Raw genomic sequence first — 16,217 nt, forward strand, 5'->3', positions numbered from 1 at the left:
ATGGCGCTCTCGCTGGTCGAGCCCGCCATCCGGGTGGTGGTGGATGTCACCTTCCTGCGGATGGCGGCGCCGCCCGGCGATCCAGCCCCGCCGCTGCCGGCCGGGCTGCGCCTGGTGCGGCTTGGCCACTGCACCGTGCCCTTCTACCGCTACCTCTACAACACGGTGGGGCAGGACTATGTCTGGTGGCTGCGCCGCGCCGCCGGCGATGCCGAGCTCGCCGCCATCCTGGGCGACCCGGCGGTCAGCATCCACGTGCTCTACAGCGATGGCGAGCCCGCCGGCTTCTTCGAGCTGGAGCGCCGCGCCGCCACGGCGACCACCAACATCGCCTATTTCGGCCTGATGCCGCACATGGTGGGCAAGGGGGCGGGGGCCGCCTTCCTGCGCGCCGCCGTCGACCTGGCCTGGGACGGCGCCAGCCTGGTGACGGTGAACACTTGCACCGCCGATCATCCGCGCGCCCTGCCGAACTACCTGGCCGCCGGCTTCACCAAGCTGCGCACCGTGCGCGAGGTCTGGCCGGTGCCGGTCCGCCTGGGGCTGAACGTGCCGCCGCGGCTGCTGGCCTGACCAGGCCGGCGGGCCGGGGCTCCTAAGCCTCCGCTAACCGCGCCCGGGCCATCCTTGCGGACCGCCGCCGCCGATCGGCGGCTGTCCGGAGGCGCCTCCTTGCCCGCAGACCTTTCCGCTTCCGGCCGCCCCGTCGCGGCCGCGCCCCGCACCGCCTCCCGCCGCGGCCTGCCGCTGCCCTGGCGGCTGGCGGCCATCGCCCTGCTGGCCCTGCTGGCGCTCGGCGCCCTGGCGGGCCTCGCCGCGCGTCGCCAGTCGGCCGTGCTGGAGGAGGGGCGGGTGGCGCTGCTGCGCGCCGTGGTCGACAGCGTGCTGGCCATCGCCGCGCGCGAGGCGGCGGAGGAGCAGGCCGGCCGGCAGAGCCGCGCCGAGGCCCAGGCCGCCACGCTGCGGGCGGTGCGGGCGCTGCGCTACCGCGGCGAGGAATATGTCTTCATCACCGACATGACGCCCCGGGTGGTGCTGCATCCGATCCGCCCGGCGCTGGAGGGGCAGGAGGTCGGCGCCACCCGCGACCCGACCGGCTTCCCGCTGTTCCAGGCCTTCGTCGACGTGGTCCGCGGCTCCGGCCAGGGGCTGGTGCCCTATCTCTGGCCGCGCCCCGGCGCCGAGCAGCCGGTGGAGAAGCTCAGCTTCGTGCAGGGCTTCGCGCCCTGGGGCTGGGTGGTCGGCACCGGCATCTATGTCGACGACCTGCGCGCGGCGCAGCGCGAGCAGCTCTATGCGCTGGGCGGCCTGGCGCTGGGCGTCGGCCTGGCGCTGCTGCTGCTGGCGCTGCTGATCGGCCGCGGCATCACCCGGCCGCTCGCGGCGCTGGAGCGGCGGATGCGCGGCCTGGCCGCCGGCGAGCATGACACGGCGGTGCCCGGCCTCGGCCGGGGCGACGAGATCGGCCGCATGGCCGAGAGCGTCGAGGTCTTCCGGGCCGCGCTGCTGGACGGCGAGCGGCTGCGCGCCGAGCGTGAGGCAGGCCGCCACCAGGCGGAGGCGCTGCGCCAGGCCGCGCAGCAGGGCATGGCGCAGGAGGTGGAGGCGGCGCTGGGCAGCGTCGCCGCCGCCCTGGCGCAATCGGCGGCCAGCCTCAGCGCGGCGACCGGCAGCATGGCGCGCAGCCGCGACCAGGTCGCTGGCGAGCTGGCCGGCGCGGGCGATGCGGCGGGCCGCACCGGCACGCATGTCGAAGCGGTGGCGGCGGCGGCCGACCGGCTGGCGCAGTCGGTCTCGGCCATCGCCGCGCGGGTGACGGAAAGCGCCCAGGCGGCCGGCCGCGCCACCGCCGAGGCGCGCGCCGCCGACGAGACCGTCGGCAGCCTGGCGGAGATGGCCCGGCGCATCGGCGACGTGGTGAAGCTGATCAGCGACATCGCCGGCCAGACCAATCTGCTGGCGCTGAACGCGACGATCGAGGCGGCGCGCGCCGGTGAGGCGGGGCGCGGCTTCGCCGTGGTCGCCAACGAGGTGAAGGGGCTGGCCGGCCAGACCGCCCGCGCCACCGAGGAGATCGGCGCGCAGATCGGCGCCATGCAGCGCGCCACCGCCCAGGTGGTCGGCGCCATCCGCAATGTCGGTGGCGCCATCGAGCAGGCCAATGCGATCGGCGAGGCGATCGCCGCCGCCGCGGCCGAGCAGGGCCAGGCGACCGGCGCCATCCTGCGCCATGTCGCCGAGGCGGGCGAGGGCACCGACAAGGCGGTGGCGCGCATGGCGGCGGTGGACCGCTGCATGGCGGCCGATGCGGCGGCGCTGGAGGGAGTGCGCCAGGCCGGCGCCGCCGTGGCGGCCCAGGGCGAGGCGCTGCAGATGGCGCTGAGCGGGTTGCTGCTGCGGCTGCAGGCCGGCGGCCCCGCCGCGGCTTCCCCGCGCGGTGCCCGCGCGGCCTGAGGCCTCAGCCGGCGGCCGGCTTGTCGGGGGCGGAAGGCGGGGCGGCGGGCGCCGCCGCCATGGCCGCGCGCGCCTCGGCGACCGTCCTTTCCAGGAAGTCGAGCAGCGCGGCGCGATCGGCGGTGGCGGCGCGCACCGTCTCGATCTCCTTCGGCACGGGCAGGCCGAGATGGCGCATCAGCCCGCAATACATCAGCACCCGGTCGTCGGAGTCGAGTTTCTGGCGCCCCAGCGCGCGCTCCACATCCAGCTCGATGCGCTCGAGACGGGCCGCCGGGTCGCGCTCGGTGGAGCGCAGGATCTGCCGGATGAAGGAGGAGCCGGGACCGTTGATGAAGCGCGGGTGCTCGTGGCGGAAGGCGGCGGTCAGCGTCGGGTCCGCCTTCAGCACGCTGTGCAGCAGCTGCTGGTCGCCCGGCGTGTCGTACCATTTCTCCGCCTGGCGCAGCTTCTCGAGCTTCACCGTCTCCAGCTTGGCCAGCCAGGCGCGGGCGATCGTCCGGGTGTGCGGATGTGCGCAATTGGCGAAGAAGACGCCGTCATTGACGTCCCAGGGCGCCTCGGTCGCGCCATGGGTGAAGACGAAGGAGGTCTCCGCGCAGCTCTGCAGATAGGCGCGGATATCGTAGCGCGGGTCGACGACATAGGCGTCGGAATCGAGGTGCAGGTACCAGCCCTCGAATCCCAGATCCAGCATGTCGTTCAGCAGCAGGATGCGGTTGTAGCAGGCATGCCAGGCGTGGAAGCCGCGCATGATGCCATGGAAGCAGGTGTAGCGGATATCGTGCCGCAGGCAGAAGGCACGGTTCAGCTTCGCCGTGCTGCGCAGCATGGTGAAGTAGTTCACCGGGTCGGCCGACTGGAACAGGACGATGTCCTGCTCGGGCTTGAGCTTCAGCATGGCTGTCCCCCGGCGACACGCCGCCGGGGGACAGCGTCCCCCGGCAACGGACGGGAATTACTTGGCGGCGGCGATCTGGCGGGCCAGGATCTCGGCGGCCTGGGTGGCGTTGCCCCAGCCCTTCACCTTTACCCACTTGCCCGGCTCCAGGTCCTTGTAGCGGGTGAAGAAGTGCTCGATGGCGTCGCGCGTGATCTTCGGCAGCTCGTCCACTTCCTTCACGTCGGTGAAGGCGGTGTGGATCTTGTCATGCGGCACGCAGACCAGCTTCTCGTCCTGGCCGCTCTCGTCTTCCATGAACAGCACGCCGATCGGGCGGGCGCGGATCACGGCGCCGGGCACCACCGGGGCCGGGGCCAGCACCAGCGCGTCGGACGGGTCGCCATCATCGGCCAGCGTGCCGGGGATGAAGCCATAGGCGGCCGGATAGGCCATCGGGGTGAACAGGAAGCGGTCGACGAAGATCGCGCCGCTCTCCTTGTCGACCTCGTACTTCACCTGGCTGCCTTGCGGGATCTCGATCACGACATTGATGTCGTGCGGCGGGTTCTTGCCGGTGGAAAGCTTGGTCACGTCCATGGTGGCGGCGTCCGTTTCGTGGCGAGGTGGCTGAGGCTGTTAGCAAAGCCCGGGCCCAGCGGCAATTCGCCCGCCGCGCGGCCGGCCCGGCGTCGCTCCCCCTTGCCGGCCGCCCCCCGGCCCGCGCACCATGGGCCCGCCGGCGCCGGGGACCACCACCCGGGGCGAGGCGCCGCCGAGGGGGGAAAGCTGCATGACCACGCGCCGTTCGCTGCTGGCCACGGGCCTCGCGGCCCCGCTGCTGCTGTCCGCGGGCATCACGCCGCTGCGGGCGCAGGGCGCTTCCGCCCTCGGCCTGGTCGAGCGCCGGGAATTCGCCTTCCAGGCCTACCAGACCCGCGGCGGCGCCAGCCTGCCGGCGGTGCGCACCGGCTACCAGACCGCCGGCACGCTGAACGCCGCCGGCGACAATGCCGTGCTGATCACCCATTTCTTCAGCGGCAATGGCCAGGCCTTCGGCCAGGCGGCCGCCAATGCGCCGCCCGGCTGGTGGGATTCGATCATCGGCCCGGGCAAGCCGATCGACACCGGCCGGTTCTTCGTGGTGGCCAGCGACAGCATGGCCAATCTGAATGCGCCCGACCGCTGGACGGTGACCACCGGCCCGGCCTCGACCAATCCCTCGACCGGGCGGCCCTGGGGCATGGGCTTCCCCGTCGTCTCGATCCGCGACTTCGTCGAGGTGCAGAAGCGGCTGCTGGACAGCCTGGGCGTGAAGAAGCTGGCCCTGGTCGCCGGCCCCAGCATGGGGGCGCTGCAGGCGATCGAATGGGCGGCCGCCTATCCGCAGATGGTCGAGCGCGTCATGCCGGTCATCGGCACCGGCGAGATCGATGCCTGGCTGGGCGGCTGGCTCGACCTCTGGGCGGCGCCGATCCGCCAGGACCCGGCCTGGCGCGGCGGCGACTATTACGGCCAGGGGCGCGAGGCGCCGCTGCGCGGCCTGACCGAGGCGCTGAAGCTGGTCACGCTGCATTCGCGCGACCGCGGCTGGGCGGCGCAGTTCACCCGCCGGGCCGCCGAGGGCCAGGATCCGGCCCGGCGCCTGCAGGACCGCTTCGCCCTCGACGCCGCGCTGGAGACGGCCGCCGCCGCCCGCGCCCGCCAGTCGGACGCCAATTCCTTCCTCTATCTGGTGCGCGCCAACCAGCTTTTCCTCAATGAATATGACAGCCTCGACGCGGCGCTGGCGCGCAGCCAGGCCCGCTGGCTGCTGCTGCCCAGCCAGGGCGACCGGCTCTTCACCGCCGACTACGCCGCCGAGCTGCTGGCAGCGCTGCGCCGCGCCGGCCGCCCCGTCGCCGAGCAGCGCCTGACCGGCGAGCAGGGCCATCTGGAGGGCGTCACCGGCATTGCCCAGGCGTCGGAGGCCATCCGCGGCTTTCTCGCCTGAGAGTTTTTCGCCGCGGCACATTTCAAAGCCGGGCCCGATGCTTTAACTGGGGCTGGAGGCCGGGATCGCGGCCTCCCCCTTCGGATGCGCCTGTAGCTCAATGGTTAGAGCGGGCCGCTCATAACGGCTTGGTTGCGGGTTCAAGTCCTGCCGGGCGCATGTCTTTCCTGGAGGCGGCGGGCCTCGCGGCCGGCGGGCTGCGAACCCCTTTGCATCCGGCCTCAAATTTGCGAGAGATGGCGGCAGTGTCCCAGCACCCTTCCTGAACGGGGGGTGCCGTCCTGGAGTCGCCGTGTCCGCCAGCCTGCCGCTGCCGCGCCCTGATCCTCTTTTCGGCAGCCTGCGTCCGAACGGTTTCCGCGTCGAAGGCCGTGCCGCGCGCCGCGACGAGTCCGGCTGCCCCGCCTGGGCCCGCGGCCGGTCGCTCGGCTTCTGGCTGGGCGCCAACCTGGCGGTCATGCTGGCCTATCTGGCACTGGGCTGGGCGGTCGGCCGCTTCTTCGCCGCCTTCGGCCTGTTCCCGGCGCCGATCTGGCTGCCGGCCGGCCTGGCCGCGACCGCCGCCATGCTGGGCGGCTGGCGCCTGCTGCCGGGCATCTTCCTGGGCTCCTTCGCGGTCAATGCGGCGGTCTTCGAGGGCGGCGCGGCGCTGGCGGCGGTCATCTCGCTGGGCAATGCGCTGGGGCCGCTGGCCGGCGCCCGGCTGACCCGCGCCTTCCGCCCGGCCACCGGCCTGTTCACCCGCTTCCGCGGCGTCACCGCCTTCCTGGCCGGCGCCGTGCTGCTGCATGCCATGCTGACCGCGACCATCGGCAGCCTCGGCCTCTGGTGGCTGCAGGGCGCGGCCCCGGCGGAACTGCCGGCGCAGTGGAGCCGCTGGCTGCTCTGCGATGCCGGCGGCACCTTCTATTTCGCCCCCTCGCTGCTGCTCTGGCTGCAGGTGGAGCGCACCCCGGATGGCGGCCCCGGCCGGCTGCCGCTGCTGGATGGCGCCGTCTGGCTCGGCACCGCGCTGCTCGGCGCCGGCCTCTTCGCGCTGAAGCTGCCGCCCGGCCTGCCGGCGGCGCAGCTGGTCTTCCTGCTGGCCGTGCCGCTGTCCTGGATCGCGCTGCGCATCTCGCTGCGCGCCGCCTATACCCTGCTGACCCTGCTCTGCGTCATCGCCTCGGCCGGCACCGTCGCCGGCTTCGGCCCGTTCCAGAATGGCGGCGGCGGCAACCCGATGCTCTCGGTCGGCATGCTGATCGTGCTCTGCGCCATGAACGTGCTGACCCTGCAGGCCCTGGTCAGCGAGCGCCGCGAGGCCGAGGCGGCGCTGGCCGCGGCCAATCAGGGGCTGGAGGCGCGGGTCGCCGAGCGCACCGCCGCGCTGCGCCGCCAGGCCGAGACCGACGGGCTGACCGGCATCGCCAACCGCCGCAGCTTCCTCGACCAGGCGGCCTCCGCCTTGCGGCGGGAGCAGGCGGGGCAGGGCGCCTTCGCCCTGGTCGCCTTCGACCTCGACCACTTCAAGGCGGTCAATGACGGCGCCGGCCATGCCGCCGGCGATGCCGTGCTGCGCCTGGCGGCCGAGCGCAGCGCCCGGCGGCTGGGCGAGGGGGCGCTGTTCGGCCGGCTGGGCGGCGAGGAATTCGCCGTCGCCCTGCCGGGCGCCGGGCTGGCCGCGGCCGTGGCCGTGGCCGAGCGGCTGCGCGGCGCCCTGGCCGGCATCGCCCTGCCGGCGGCCAGCCTGTCGGAGCCGATCCCGGGCAGCGGGCAGCTCACCGCGAGCTTCGGCGTGGTCGAGGCGCGGCCGGGCGAGACCTCGCTGGAGGCGCTGCTGAAGCGCGCCGACCTCGCCCTCTACGCCGCCAAGGCGGCCGGCCGCGACCAGGTGCGGCTGGGCTGATCCGCCGTCGCGGACGCCCGGCGCAGGGGAGCCGCGCAACCCTGACGCTTGGCGCGCGGCCCGGCGCTGGGTAGAACGGCCCCCAAACTCGATTCCGACGCCCATACCTTCTGCCCGGGGATCCCGCTGCCATGGCCGCTCACCAGTACGTCTACGTGATGAAGGATCTCACCAAGTCCTACCCGGGCGGGCGCGAGATCTTCAAAGGCATCACCCTCTCCTTCCTGCCCACCGCCAAGATCGGCGTGCTCGGCCCGAACGGCGCCGGCAAGTCGACCCTGATGCGGATCATGGCGGGGCAGGACAAGGAGTTCGGCGGCGAGGCCTGGGCGGCCGAGGGCGTCAAGATCGGCTATCTGAGCCAGGAGCCGCAGCTCGACCCGACCAAGACCGTCGGCGAGAACGTCATGGAGGCCTTCGGCGACCTGAAGGCGCAGCTCGACCGCTTCAACGAGATCTCCATGGCCTTCGGCGAGGAGATGACCGAGGAGCAGATGAACGCGCTGCTGGCCGAGCAGGCCGAGCTGCAGGAGAAGATCGACGCCGCCGAGGGCTGGGACCTCGACCGCACCATCGACATCGCCCTCGACGCGCTGCGCGCGCCGACCGCCGACAGCGGCGTGACGACGCTGTCGGGCGGCGAGCGCCGCCGCGTCGCGCTGTGCAAGCTGCTGCTCGAGAAGCCCGACCTGCTGCTGCTCGACGAGCCGACCAACCACCTCGACGCCGAGAGCGTGTCCTGGCTGGAGAAGACGCTGCGCGAGTTCCAGGGCGCCGTGCTGATCGTCACCCATGACCGCTACTTCCTCGACAACGTCACCAACTGGATCCTCGAGGTCGATCGCGGCCGCGGCATCCCCTATGAGGGCAACTACTCCGCCTACCTGAACGCCAAGCGCAAGCGCCTGCAGCAGGAGGAGAAGGAGGAGAGCTCCCGCCAGCGGCAGCTGGCCGAGGAGCAGGAGTGGATCGGCCGCAGCCCGGCCGCGCGCATGTCCAAGTCGAAGGCGCGCATCGCCGCCTATGAGGAACTGCTGGCCAAGAGCCAGGAGCGCGCGCCCGACCCGACCGAGATCCAGATCCCGCCGGCCCCGCGCCTGGGCAATACCGTCATCGAGGCGGAGGGGCTGCGCAAGGGCTTCGGCAACGAGCTGCTGATCGACAACCTGTCCTTCAAGCTGCCGCCCGGTGGCATCGTCGGCGTCATCGGCCCGAACGGCGCCGGCAAGTCGACGCTGTTCAAGATGATCACCGGCAAGGAGACGCCGGATGCCGGCACGCTGAAGGTCGGCGAGACCGTCAGCCTGGGCTATGTCGACCAGAGCCGCGACACGCTCGACGACAAGCGCACCGTCTGGCAGGAAATCTCCGACGGCCAGGACATGATCATGATGGGCAAGCGCGCGGTGCCGAGCCGCGCCTATGCCGCCGCCTTCAACTTCAAGGGCGGCGACCAGCAGAAGCCGGTCGGCGTGCTGTCGGGCGGCGAGCGCAACCGCGTGCACCTGGCCAAGATGCTGCGCGACCCGCACAACGTCATCCTGCTCGACGAGCCGACCAACGACCTCGACGTCGACACGCTCCGCGCGCTGGAAGAGGCGCTGGTCGAGTTCGCCGGCTGCGCCGTGATCATCTCGCATGATCGCTGGTTCCTCGACCGGCTGGCGACCCACATCCTCTCCTTCGAGGGCGACAGCCACGTCGAATGGTTCGAGGGCAACTATCAGGCCTATGAGGCGGACCGACGTCGACGCCTTGGCGCGGCGGCCGATCAGCCGCACCGGATCAAGTACCGGCCGCTCACCCGGTAAGCGGATGGACGGCCTTGCGCGGGTGGAATCCCCGCAGACGGTGCGCACGTCGCGGCTGACGCTGCGCCCCGTCGGCCCGGCCCATCTGGCCGATCTCATTGCGCTGAAAGGCGACGAGGCCGCCTTCGGGCTGATGCTGAACGGCATCCGTCCGCCGGAGGCCGTCGCCCGCGAGCTGGAGGCGGAGATGGCCGCCTGGGCGCGGCACGGCTATGGCACCTGGGCGGTGCACCGGGCGGAGGATGAGGCCTTCCTCGGCATCGTCGCCCTGGAAGAGCGGCCGGATGGCCGCGGCATCGCCCTCCGCTTCGCGCTCTGGCCGCATACCCGCGGCCGTGGCTATGCGCGCGAGGCCGCCCGGGCCGCCCTGGCCTTCGGCCATGGCAGCGCCGCCCTGCCGCGCATCGTCGCCATCGCCCGCGAGGACAACCTCGCTTCGCGCGCGGTGCTGGAGGATCTCGGCCTGCGGGCGGTGGAGGACTTCCCGCGCGGTGGGGTGCGCATGCTGGTCTATGAAAGCCTGCACCCCGCCGGCCAGGCTGCCCCATTTCCGCCGTAATAAGACGCCGCGCTCAAGCCTGAGCGCGGCGTCTCCATTTGTGTCCAGTGGGTTACAAGGAATGACGAAGGGATAAGAATAAGGCAGGTCTGCCTTATTTGTGTTGAAGCCAGGGCGGGCTTGGCGGTATCGACCGCGCAGGGAAGGCGAACGGGCCAGGGTTATCGAGGAGGCCCGGATGATTCTGTCGCGATATTTCGGTCTGGTAGTGGCCGGCCTGCTGGCGCTCGGCGCCGCGCCCGCCCAGGCACAGGACGCGCCGGGCTATTCGCTGCGCGCGGCCTTCGGCGGCGCCGTGCCCTTCGCCCGCAAGGATTCCTACGTCGTGGCCAATCTCGCCGGCGAGAAGGGCGGCAAGCTCGCGCTGGCCAGCAGCCTGCCGCTGGCCAGCCTGCGCAGCCCGATCTTCGACGCCCGCCCGCAATACGTGCTGGGCGGCGATCTCGCGCTCGGCGATTTCGGGCCGGGCCGGCTGTCGCTCGACGGACAGATCGCCGCCGGGGCGGAGAAGGTGCCGGACGAGCCGCGGCCGCTGCTGGGGCTGGCGCGGCTGCGGTTGGTGTTCTGATGGCGCGCCGGCGCCACAGGCGGGACGCCACATGAATGTGGGGGTCTGGGGGCATTCAATGCCCCCAGAATCTTCCCTTCAGATCCCTCTTTTCTTCCGCATCAGCCGCATCCCCAGCAGCGCCCCGCCGATGACCAGGAAGGACAGTGCCGTGGAGACGGTGCCGAGCGCGTAGAGCACCGGCGTCGTCACCGTCGTGGTCATGCCGAGGATTTCCAGCGGCAGGGTGTTGCCGCTGCCGGCGGTCAGCAGCGTGCGGGCGAATTCATCGAAGGACAGGGTGAAGCCGAACAGCGCGATGCCGACGACACTCGGCGCGATGATCGGCAGCACGACGTGCCAGAAGGACTGCCAGGGGGTGGCCCCCATGTCGCGGGCGGCTTCCTCCCAGGAGCGGTCGAAGCGGTTGAAGACGGCGAACATGATCAGCAGGCCGAAGGGCAGGGTCCAGGTCAGCTGCGCGCCGAAGGCCGAGGAATACCAGGCCGGTTCCCATTCCATCAGGTTGAACATCAGCCCGATGCCCAGGCCGACCAGCAGCGAGGGCACGATCAGGCTGGCGATGGTCAGGTAGAACAGCAGGGTGCTGCCGGCGAAGCGGCGGCGGAAGGCCATGCCGGCGGCCAGCGACACTACCACGGTGGTGGCCGTCACCATGGCGGCCAAGATCAGCGTCCGGGTCATGGCGGCGCCGAGGTCGCCCACCGCCTGCGGCTGGAACAGCCGGCCGAACCAGTGCAGCGAGACGCCGTTCATCGGGAAGGTCAGTCCGCCATCCGGTCCCTGGAAGGACAGGATGGTGATCGTCAGCGTGGGGCCGTAGAGGAACAGCATGAAGGCGCCGAACAGGGCGCCGAGCAGCAGGCGGGCGACGCGGCCGGGCATGGCGTCAGAGCTCCCGCCGGATGTCGACGATGCGCAGCATGGCGGCGACCACCAGCAGGACCATCAGCAGCAGGCCGACGGCATTGGCGGCGGCGGCCGGATACTGCATGGCGCCGTACTGGTTGCTGATCATCAGCCCGACCGAGGCGCTCTGGCCGCCGCTCATCAGCCGCACGGTGGCGAAGTCGCCCATCACCAGCACGACGACGAACAGGCTGCCGATGCCGATGCCGGGCTTGGCCAGCGGCAGGATGACGCACCACAGCGTCTGCCAGAAGCCGGCGCCCATGTCGCGCGCCGCCTCCAGCAGGCGGCGGTCGATGCGCATCATGCTGTTGAAGATCGGTACCACCATGAACAGCGTGTAGAGGTGGACGAAGGCCAGGATCACCGAGAAGTCCGAGAACAGCAGGAATTCCAGCGGCTGCTCGATGGCGCCGATGCCGATCAGCGTGCTGTTCAGGATGCCGTTGCGGCCCAGGAAGGGCACCCAGGCGATCATGCGGATCAGGTTAGAGGTCCAGAAGGGCACGGTGCAGAGGATGAACAGCACCATGCGCAGCGTCGCGCTCTGCACCACGAAGGCCAGGTAATAGGCGATCCAGAAGCCGATCCCCAGCGTCACCGCCCAGGTGATGCCGGCGAACCAGACCGTCTTCAGATAGGTCTGCCAGGTGACCGGGGAGGTGAACAGCTCCTGGTAGTTGGTCAGCACGAAGGCCGGGATCAGGCTGAAGGCGTCGTAGTCGTAGAAGCTGACGACCACCAGCATGCCCACCGGCACCAGCAGGAAGACGGCCAGCACCAGGGCCAGGGGCGCGGTCTGGATCCAGGGGAAGAGGCGGGTCATCGGCGCTCCGGGCCAGCAGAAGAACGGGCGGAGGCGACGGCCCCCGCCCGCGGGCTTATCGCCCTCAGGCGGCGATGAACTCGTTCCATTTCTGGACCATGTAGCGGTCCTCGCCCATCACCGAGTTCCAGCAGACCACGCGGCCCATGCGCTCCTGGAAGGAACCGCCGTCGCGCACCGCGCCGGCCTTCTCCATCACCTTGCCATCGGGGGCGATGATGTCGCTGGAGGCCGGCTTGCCCTCCATCCAGTAGCCCCACTCGTTCTCGGTCATGAAGGTCTTCGCCGTGTCGAGGACCGCCGAATAGTAGCCCTGGCGGTTGAGGAAGGCGCCGACCCAGCCGGAGAGGTACCAGTTCAGGTATTCATAGGCCGCGTCCAGCTGCAGCCCCGACAGGTGGCGCATCAGCCCGAGGCCGGAGCCCCAGGCGCGGTAGCCCTCGGCCAGCGGCTGGTAGGTGCAGGGGATGCCGCGCGAGCGCACCGCGGTCACCGCCGGCGACCACATCGACTGGATCACCACCTCGCCCGAGGCCATCAGGTTGACGCTCTCGTCGAAGGTCTTCCAGAAGGCGCGGAACTGGCCGGCGCGCTTAGCCTCGATCAGGAAGGCGACGGTCTTGTCGATCTCCGCCCGGGTCATGTTGCCCTTGTCGGCGTATTTCACCAGGCCGGCGCTCTCGGCGACCATGGCGGCGTCCATGATGCCGATGCCCGGGATGTTCAGGATGCTGGCCTTGCCCTTGAAGGCGGGGTCCAGCAGGTCCTTCCAGTGGGTGATCGGCCGGCCGACCAGGTCGGGGCGGATGCCCAGCGTGTCGGCATTGTAGATGGTCGGCAGCAGGGTCATCAGCGGCGTGCGCTGGCTGGCGAAGCTCTTGGCGGTGGCGTTCTCGACGAAGCCCACCGAATAGGGGCTGGTGCCCTGGGCCACGGCGCTCTGCGGGGTCAGCTTCCCCGTGGTGAAGATCGGCACGATCTTGTCGGCCAGCTTGATCTTCGTGGTGTCGATCGGCTGCATCACGCCGGTCGGATAGACCTTCTTGATGCTGAAATACTCGATGTCGGCGATGTCGAAGCTGCGCGACTGGGTGGCCGCGCGCTGCGCCACCGCATCGGTGTCGGTCACCGTCAGCTGCAGGGTGAAGCCGAGGTCCTTCTTCACCTGCTCGGCGATCGGGTTCAGGCCGGAGACGCCGGTGCCGAGCTGGCGCAGCGTGATGTTGCGGATGTTCTGCGCCCAGATGGTCGGGAAGCCGGTGACGGCCCCGCTGCCCAGCGCGGCACCCGCCAGGGCGAGCGCGCCACGGCGGGTGAGGGAGGTCTGCTTGCTCTCGGTCATCGTGGACGCGCTCCTGTCGGGAGGACGGGGTGGGGTTCTTCAGGCGTCCTCGGGCAGGGGATGCGCGTCCTGCGCCTCCCAGCCGAGGGAGGCGGCATCGCCGGGGGCGACGGGCGCCGCGTGGTAGCGGGCATCGGGCAGCAGCGCCTCGGCCGGCTGGCCATCGGCCAGGGCCAGGACGACGCGCACCGCCGCACCCTGGTACTCGACCGCGGTGACGCGGCCGGGCAGGCCGGGGGCGCCCTCGCCGGGGGCCAGCCAGCTGCGGTCGGTGCGCACGGCGTAGCGGCCGGAATCGAGGCGGATCACGTTGTGGCCGCCGATGAAGCGGGCGACGAAGGCGCTGGCCGGGCGCTCGAAGATCTCGCGCGGCGGGCCGGCCTGGGCGATGCGGCCATGATCCATGACGACAGCGATGTCGGACAGCGCCATCGCCTCCTCCTGGCCATGCGTCACATGGATGAAGGTGATGCCGAGCTCGCGCTGCAGCCGCTTCAGCTCCTCGCGCATCTGGCCGCGCAGGAAGGGGTCGAGCGCCGAGAGCGGCTCGTCCAGCAGCAGCACCTTGGGCCGGGTGATCAGCGCACGGGCCAGGGCGACCCGCTGCTGCTGCCCGCCCGAGAGCTGCGCCGGCAGCCGGTCGGCCATCTTCTCCAGTTGCACCAGGCGGAGATACTCGCCGGCCTTGGCCAGCCGCTCGGCCTTGGCCACCCCGCGCATGCGCAGGCCGAAAGCGATATTCTCCAGCGCGCTCAGGTGCGGGAACAGGGCGTAGGACTGGAACATCATCGCCGTGCCGCGCTCGACCGGGGCCAGGTCGGTGACATTGCGCCCGGCCAGCAGGATGTCGCCGGCCGAGATGCTCTCATGCCCGGCGATCATCCGCAGCGTGCTGGTCTTGCCGCAGCCGGAGGGGCCGAGCAGGCAGCAGTAGCTGGCCGGCGGGATCGCCAGCGAAATCCCGTCCACCGCGATGGCCGTGCCATACCGCTTGGTGACGCTGATCAGTTCGACATCCGCGCGCAATCGCCTGGCCTCGTCCCGGGTCGTTTCCTGGACGCAGTATGCAAGCAGCGCACCAGCCACCGGCAATCCCGCTTTTCGGAACCTTTTGGCTTGGCCGGGAAGCCGCTGCCTGCGGCGGGGGCAACCGCGGCCGGCGCTGCCTTCGCGGACGGCATTCCTGCCACATGATGGGAATCCGTCGCCTTGTACGACGTATTATCCCCTATTCTGATGATGCTCTTGCCCCTGGGACCGGCTGCAATCACAGCAAGGAGAGCGCATCATGCCGGACGCGACGCTGACCACAGGGCCTGGGGCTCATCTGGATCTGTCGGATCGCCAGGGCCTGAACGAGGTGCTGGACGAGCTGGTGGAGCAGGCCTGGGAACCGGGTTGGGCCCCTGCCGTGCTGCGGCGGCTGGTGGAGCTCTGCGCCCGGCTGCACGCCGCCCACGACGTCACCGGCTGGGCCGAGACCTGTGCCCTGCTGCGCGCCCATCCGGTGCAGCGGCTGATGCTGGAAGACCCGCTGATCGCGGAAAGCCAGGGCGCCTATGGCCCGCAGACCGCAATCGGACCGCATCCCACCGTGCTGGACCTGCTGCTGGAGCATGAGCAGGCGGCGGGCCTGCTCGGCCGGCTGTCGCGCGCCGGGCGCGACCTGTTCACCGCCACCAGCGAGCTGGGCTATCCGGCGGCGCTCCGGGCGCAGACCCGCTTCCTGGCCCGCGTCGTCGACGGCATGGCGGAGCGGCGGCCGCAGCTCGAGGTGCTGACGCTCGGCGCCCAGCATCTGCGCGAGGCCGGCTTGGTCACCAGCGGCCATGCCCTGGCGCGCTGGGTGGCGCAGGAGGCCGAGGCCGAGACGCTGGGCCGGCTGCGCCGCGGCCTGCCGCCCGGGCTGCCGGTGCGCGGCCTGCGCTGCGGCCTGGCCTATTTCGTCCGCCGTCCCTATCTGCGCGGCTGCTTCGACCTGATCATGCTGCCCGAGATGCCGGCCGCGCCGACGCCGGAGGCGCTGGTCGACGCCGCCTTCGCCGCGCTGAAGCCGGGCGGCGTGCTGCTGGTCGGCAGTGCCGCCACGGCGCCGGTCGAGGCGGCCTGGATGGAGGTCTATCTCGGCTGGCAGCCGCATTGGCGCGGCACCGAGGAGATGGAGGCGCTGCTGGCCGTGCCGCCCGCCCGCGACCTGGCGCGCGGCCAGGTCTTCCACAGCCTCGACGGGCGGCGGGTCTATGCCCGTCTGGAACGCCGCCGCTGACCATGCTGCCCTTTCCATGAAAAAGGCCGGCCCCGCGCGGGGACCGGCCTTTTCCTTGAGCGGAGAGCGGAGGGCCTAGCGGCCTTCGCGCGCGGCCAGCTGGGCGATCTGGTTGCGCATGGCATCCAGCAGCGGCGCCACCTTGCCGCCATTGCGGCTGATGACGGCCGAATACTCGCTGCGCTGGGTCAGCCGCAGCGAGGTGCCCTCGGCGATCACATCCACCACCTTGGGCTGGCCGCCGACATCGCCGACCCGCCAGTCCAGGCTGAAGGCGGCCGAGTTCGGCCGCTCGATGATGGTGTTGACCAGCGCGTCGTCCTCGGTGCGCTGCTGGCTGCGGCCCAGGCTGAAGCGCACACCCTCATACTCGCCGAAGCGGGCGGAGAGGTTGCGGATCAGCGTCTCCTCGAACAGCTTCATGTATTCCTGCTGCTCGGCCGGCGAGGCGGTGCGCCACCAGCGGCCCAGGATGAAGCGGCCGACGCCCTCGACATCCACGGCCTTGCGCAGCACGGCGGCGACGCGCTGGCGGCGCTGCGCCACGGCCTGGTTGGCGTTGATGACGGAGACCAGCTCCTGGCCGGTCGTCTCGATGAAGCCGGCGGCGCGGGTGATGTCCATCTCGGCCCGGGCCGGACGGGCGCCGAGGGCGAGGAGGGCAGGGGTAGCCAGCGCGGTGGCCAGCAGGGAACGGCGAAGCATCCTGTTCTGTCTCTTC

Annotated in this window: 15 protein-coding genes and 1 tRNA gene; 9 read left to right on the forward strand and 7 right to left on the reverse strand. The window is 71.4% G+C overall.

The window, feature by feature from the left end; translation table 11 throughout:
• Both WFI16_RS03535 and WFI16_RS03540 read left to right on the forward strand, forming a co-directional pair.
• Positions 1–573 carry a GNAT family N-acetyltransferase gene (locus tag WFI16_RS03535; protein WP_419896410.1) on the forward strand — a complete coding sequence of 191 codons (573 nt, stop codon included), beginning with the start codon at positions 1–3 and terminating at the stop codon, positions 571–573.
• Positions 574–672: 99 nt separating this feature from the next.
• The gene (locus WFI16_RS03540) at positions 673–2,454 is read left to right on the forward strand and encodes a cache domain-containing protein (protein WP_419896411.1); all 1,782 of its coding nucleotides are present in this window, start codon (positions 673–675) and stop codon (positions 2,452–2,454) included.
• 4 nt (positions 2,455–2,458) lie between these two features.
• Here the strand turns inward: WFI16_RS03540 and WFI16_RS03545 are convergent, their stop codons facing one another.
• Both WFI16_RS03545 and ppa read right to left on the reverse strand, forming a co-directional pair.
• A complete protein-coding gene (locus tag WFI16_RS03545; protein ID WP_419896412.1) occupies positions 2,459–3,355 on the reverse strand; it encodes a hypothetical protein in 897 nt (298 codons plus the stop codon).
• 57 nt (positions 3,356–3,412) lie between these two features.
• Positions 3,413–3,934 (reverse strand): inorganic diphosphatase, encoded by a 522-nt coding sequence (ppa, locus tag WFI16_RS03550; RefSeq protein WP_419896413.1) that lies wholly within the window; start codon positions 3,932–3,934, stop codon positions 3,413–3,415.
• Between the two features lie 193 nt (positions 3,935–4,127).
• Between ppa and WFI16_RS03555 the strand changes: the two genes are divergently transcribed.
• The 6 genes from WFI16_RS03555 (at position 4,128) to WFI16_RS03580 (ending at position 10,153) form a co-directional block, all read left to right on the forward strand.
• Entirely contained in the window at positions 4,128–5,327 is a 1,200-nt protein-coding gene (locus WFI16_RS03555) for an E22 family MetX-like putative esterase (RefSeq protein ID WP_419896414.1), read from the forward strand.
• Positions 5,328–5,413: 86 nt separating this feature from the next.
• Positions 5,414–5,486 (forward strand) — tRNA-Ile (locus WFI16_RS03560).
• 133 nt (positions 5,487–5,619) lie between these two features.
• Positions 5,620–7,215, forward strand: coding sequence for a GGDEF domain-containing protein (locus WFI16_RS03565; protein ID WP_419896415.1), 1,596 nt, complete (start codon positions 5,620–5,622; stop codon positions 7,213–7,215).
• 131 nt (positions 7,216–7,346) lie between these two features.
• The gene (ettA, locus tag WFI16_RS03570) at positions 7,347–9,026 is read left to right on the forward strand and encodes an energy-dependent translational throttle protein EttA (RefSeq protein ID WP_419896416.1); all 1,680 of its coding nucleotides are present in this window, start codon (positions 7,347–7,349) and stop codon (positions 9,024–9,026) included.
• 4 nt (positions 9,027–9,030) lie between these two features.
• Positions 9,031–9,585 (forward strand): GNAT family N-acetyltransferase, encoded by a 555-nt coding sequence (locus WFI16_RS03575; RefSeq protein ID WP_419896417.1) that lies wholly within the window; start codon positions 9,031–9,033, stop codon positions 9,583–9,585.
• A 178-nt stretch (positions 9,586–9,763) separates the two neighbouring features.
• Positions 9,764–10,153: a hypothetical protein gene (locus WFI16_RS03580; RefSeq protein WP_419896418.1), complete on the forward strand. Its 390-nt coding sequence runs from the start codon at positions 9,764–9,766 to the stop codon at positions 10,151–10,153.
• Between the two features lie 78 nt (positions 10,154–10,231).
• On the opposite strand, the gene WFI16_RS03585 is transcribed toward WFI16_RS03580, so the two are convergent.
• From WFI16_RS03585 to WFI16_RS03600, 4 genes are all read right to left on the reverse strand, one after another.
• Positions 10,232–11,038, reverse strand: coding sequence for an ABC transporter permease (locus WFI16_RS03585; protein ID WP_419896419.1), 807 nt, complete (start codon positions 11,036–11,038; stop codon positions 10,232–10,234).
• A gap of 4 nt (positions 11,039–11,042) precedes the next feature.
• Positions 11,043–11,888, reverse strand: a complete 846-nt coding sequence (locus WFI16_RS03590) for an ABC transporter permease (protein WP_419896420.1) — start codon at positions 11,886–11,888, stop codon at positions 11,043–11,045.
• A gap of 64 nt (positions 11,889–11,952) precedes the next feature.
• Positions 11,953–13,230, reverse strand: a complete 1,278-nt coding sequence (locus WFI16_RS03595; protein ID WP_419896421.1) for an ABC transporter substrate-binding protein — start codon at positions 13,228–13,230, stop codon at positions 11,953–11,955.
• A 39-nt stretch (positions 13,231–13,269) separates the two neighbouring features.
• Entirely contained in the window at positions 13,270–14,256 is a 987-nt protein-coding gene (locus tag WFI16_RS03600) for an ABC transporter ATP-binding protein (protein ID WP_419896422.1), read from the reverse strand.
• Between the two features lie 262 nt (positions 14,257–14,518).
• Between WFI16_RS03600 and WFI16_RS03605 the strand changes: the two genes are divergently transcribed.
• Positions 14,519–15,496 (forward strand): hypothetical protein, encoded by a 978-nt coding sequence (locus WFI16_RS03605; RefSeq protein WP_419896423.1) that lies wholly within the window; start codon positions 14,519–14,521, stop codon positions 15,494–15,496.
• 75 nt (positions 15,497–15,571) lie between these two features.
• On the opposite strand, the gene WFI16_RS03610 is transcribed toward WFI16_RS03605, so the two are convergent.
• A complete protein-coding gene (locus WFI16_RS03610) occupies positions 15,572–16,201 on the reverse strand; it encodes an MlaC/ttg2D family ABC transporter substrate-binding protein (protein WP_419896424.1) in 630 nt (209 codons plus the stop codon).
• Between the last annotated feature and the right edge of the window lie 16 nt (positions 16,202–16,217).

Origin of the sequence: Roseomonas sp. USHLN139, from assembly GCF_037145735.1 — a bacterium.
In the GTDB taxonomy this organism is placed as follows: domain Bacteria; phylum Pseudomonadota; class Alphaproteobacteria; order Acetobacterales; family Acetobacteraceae; genus Pseudoroseomonas.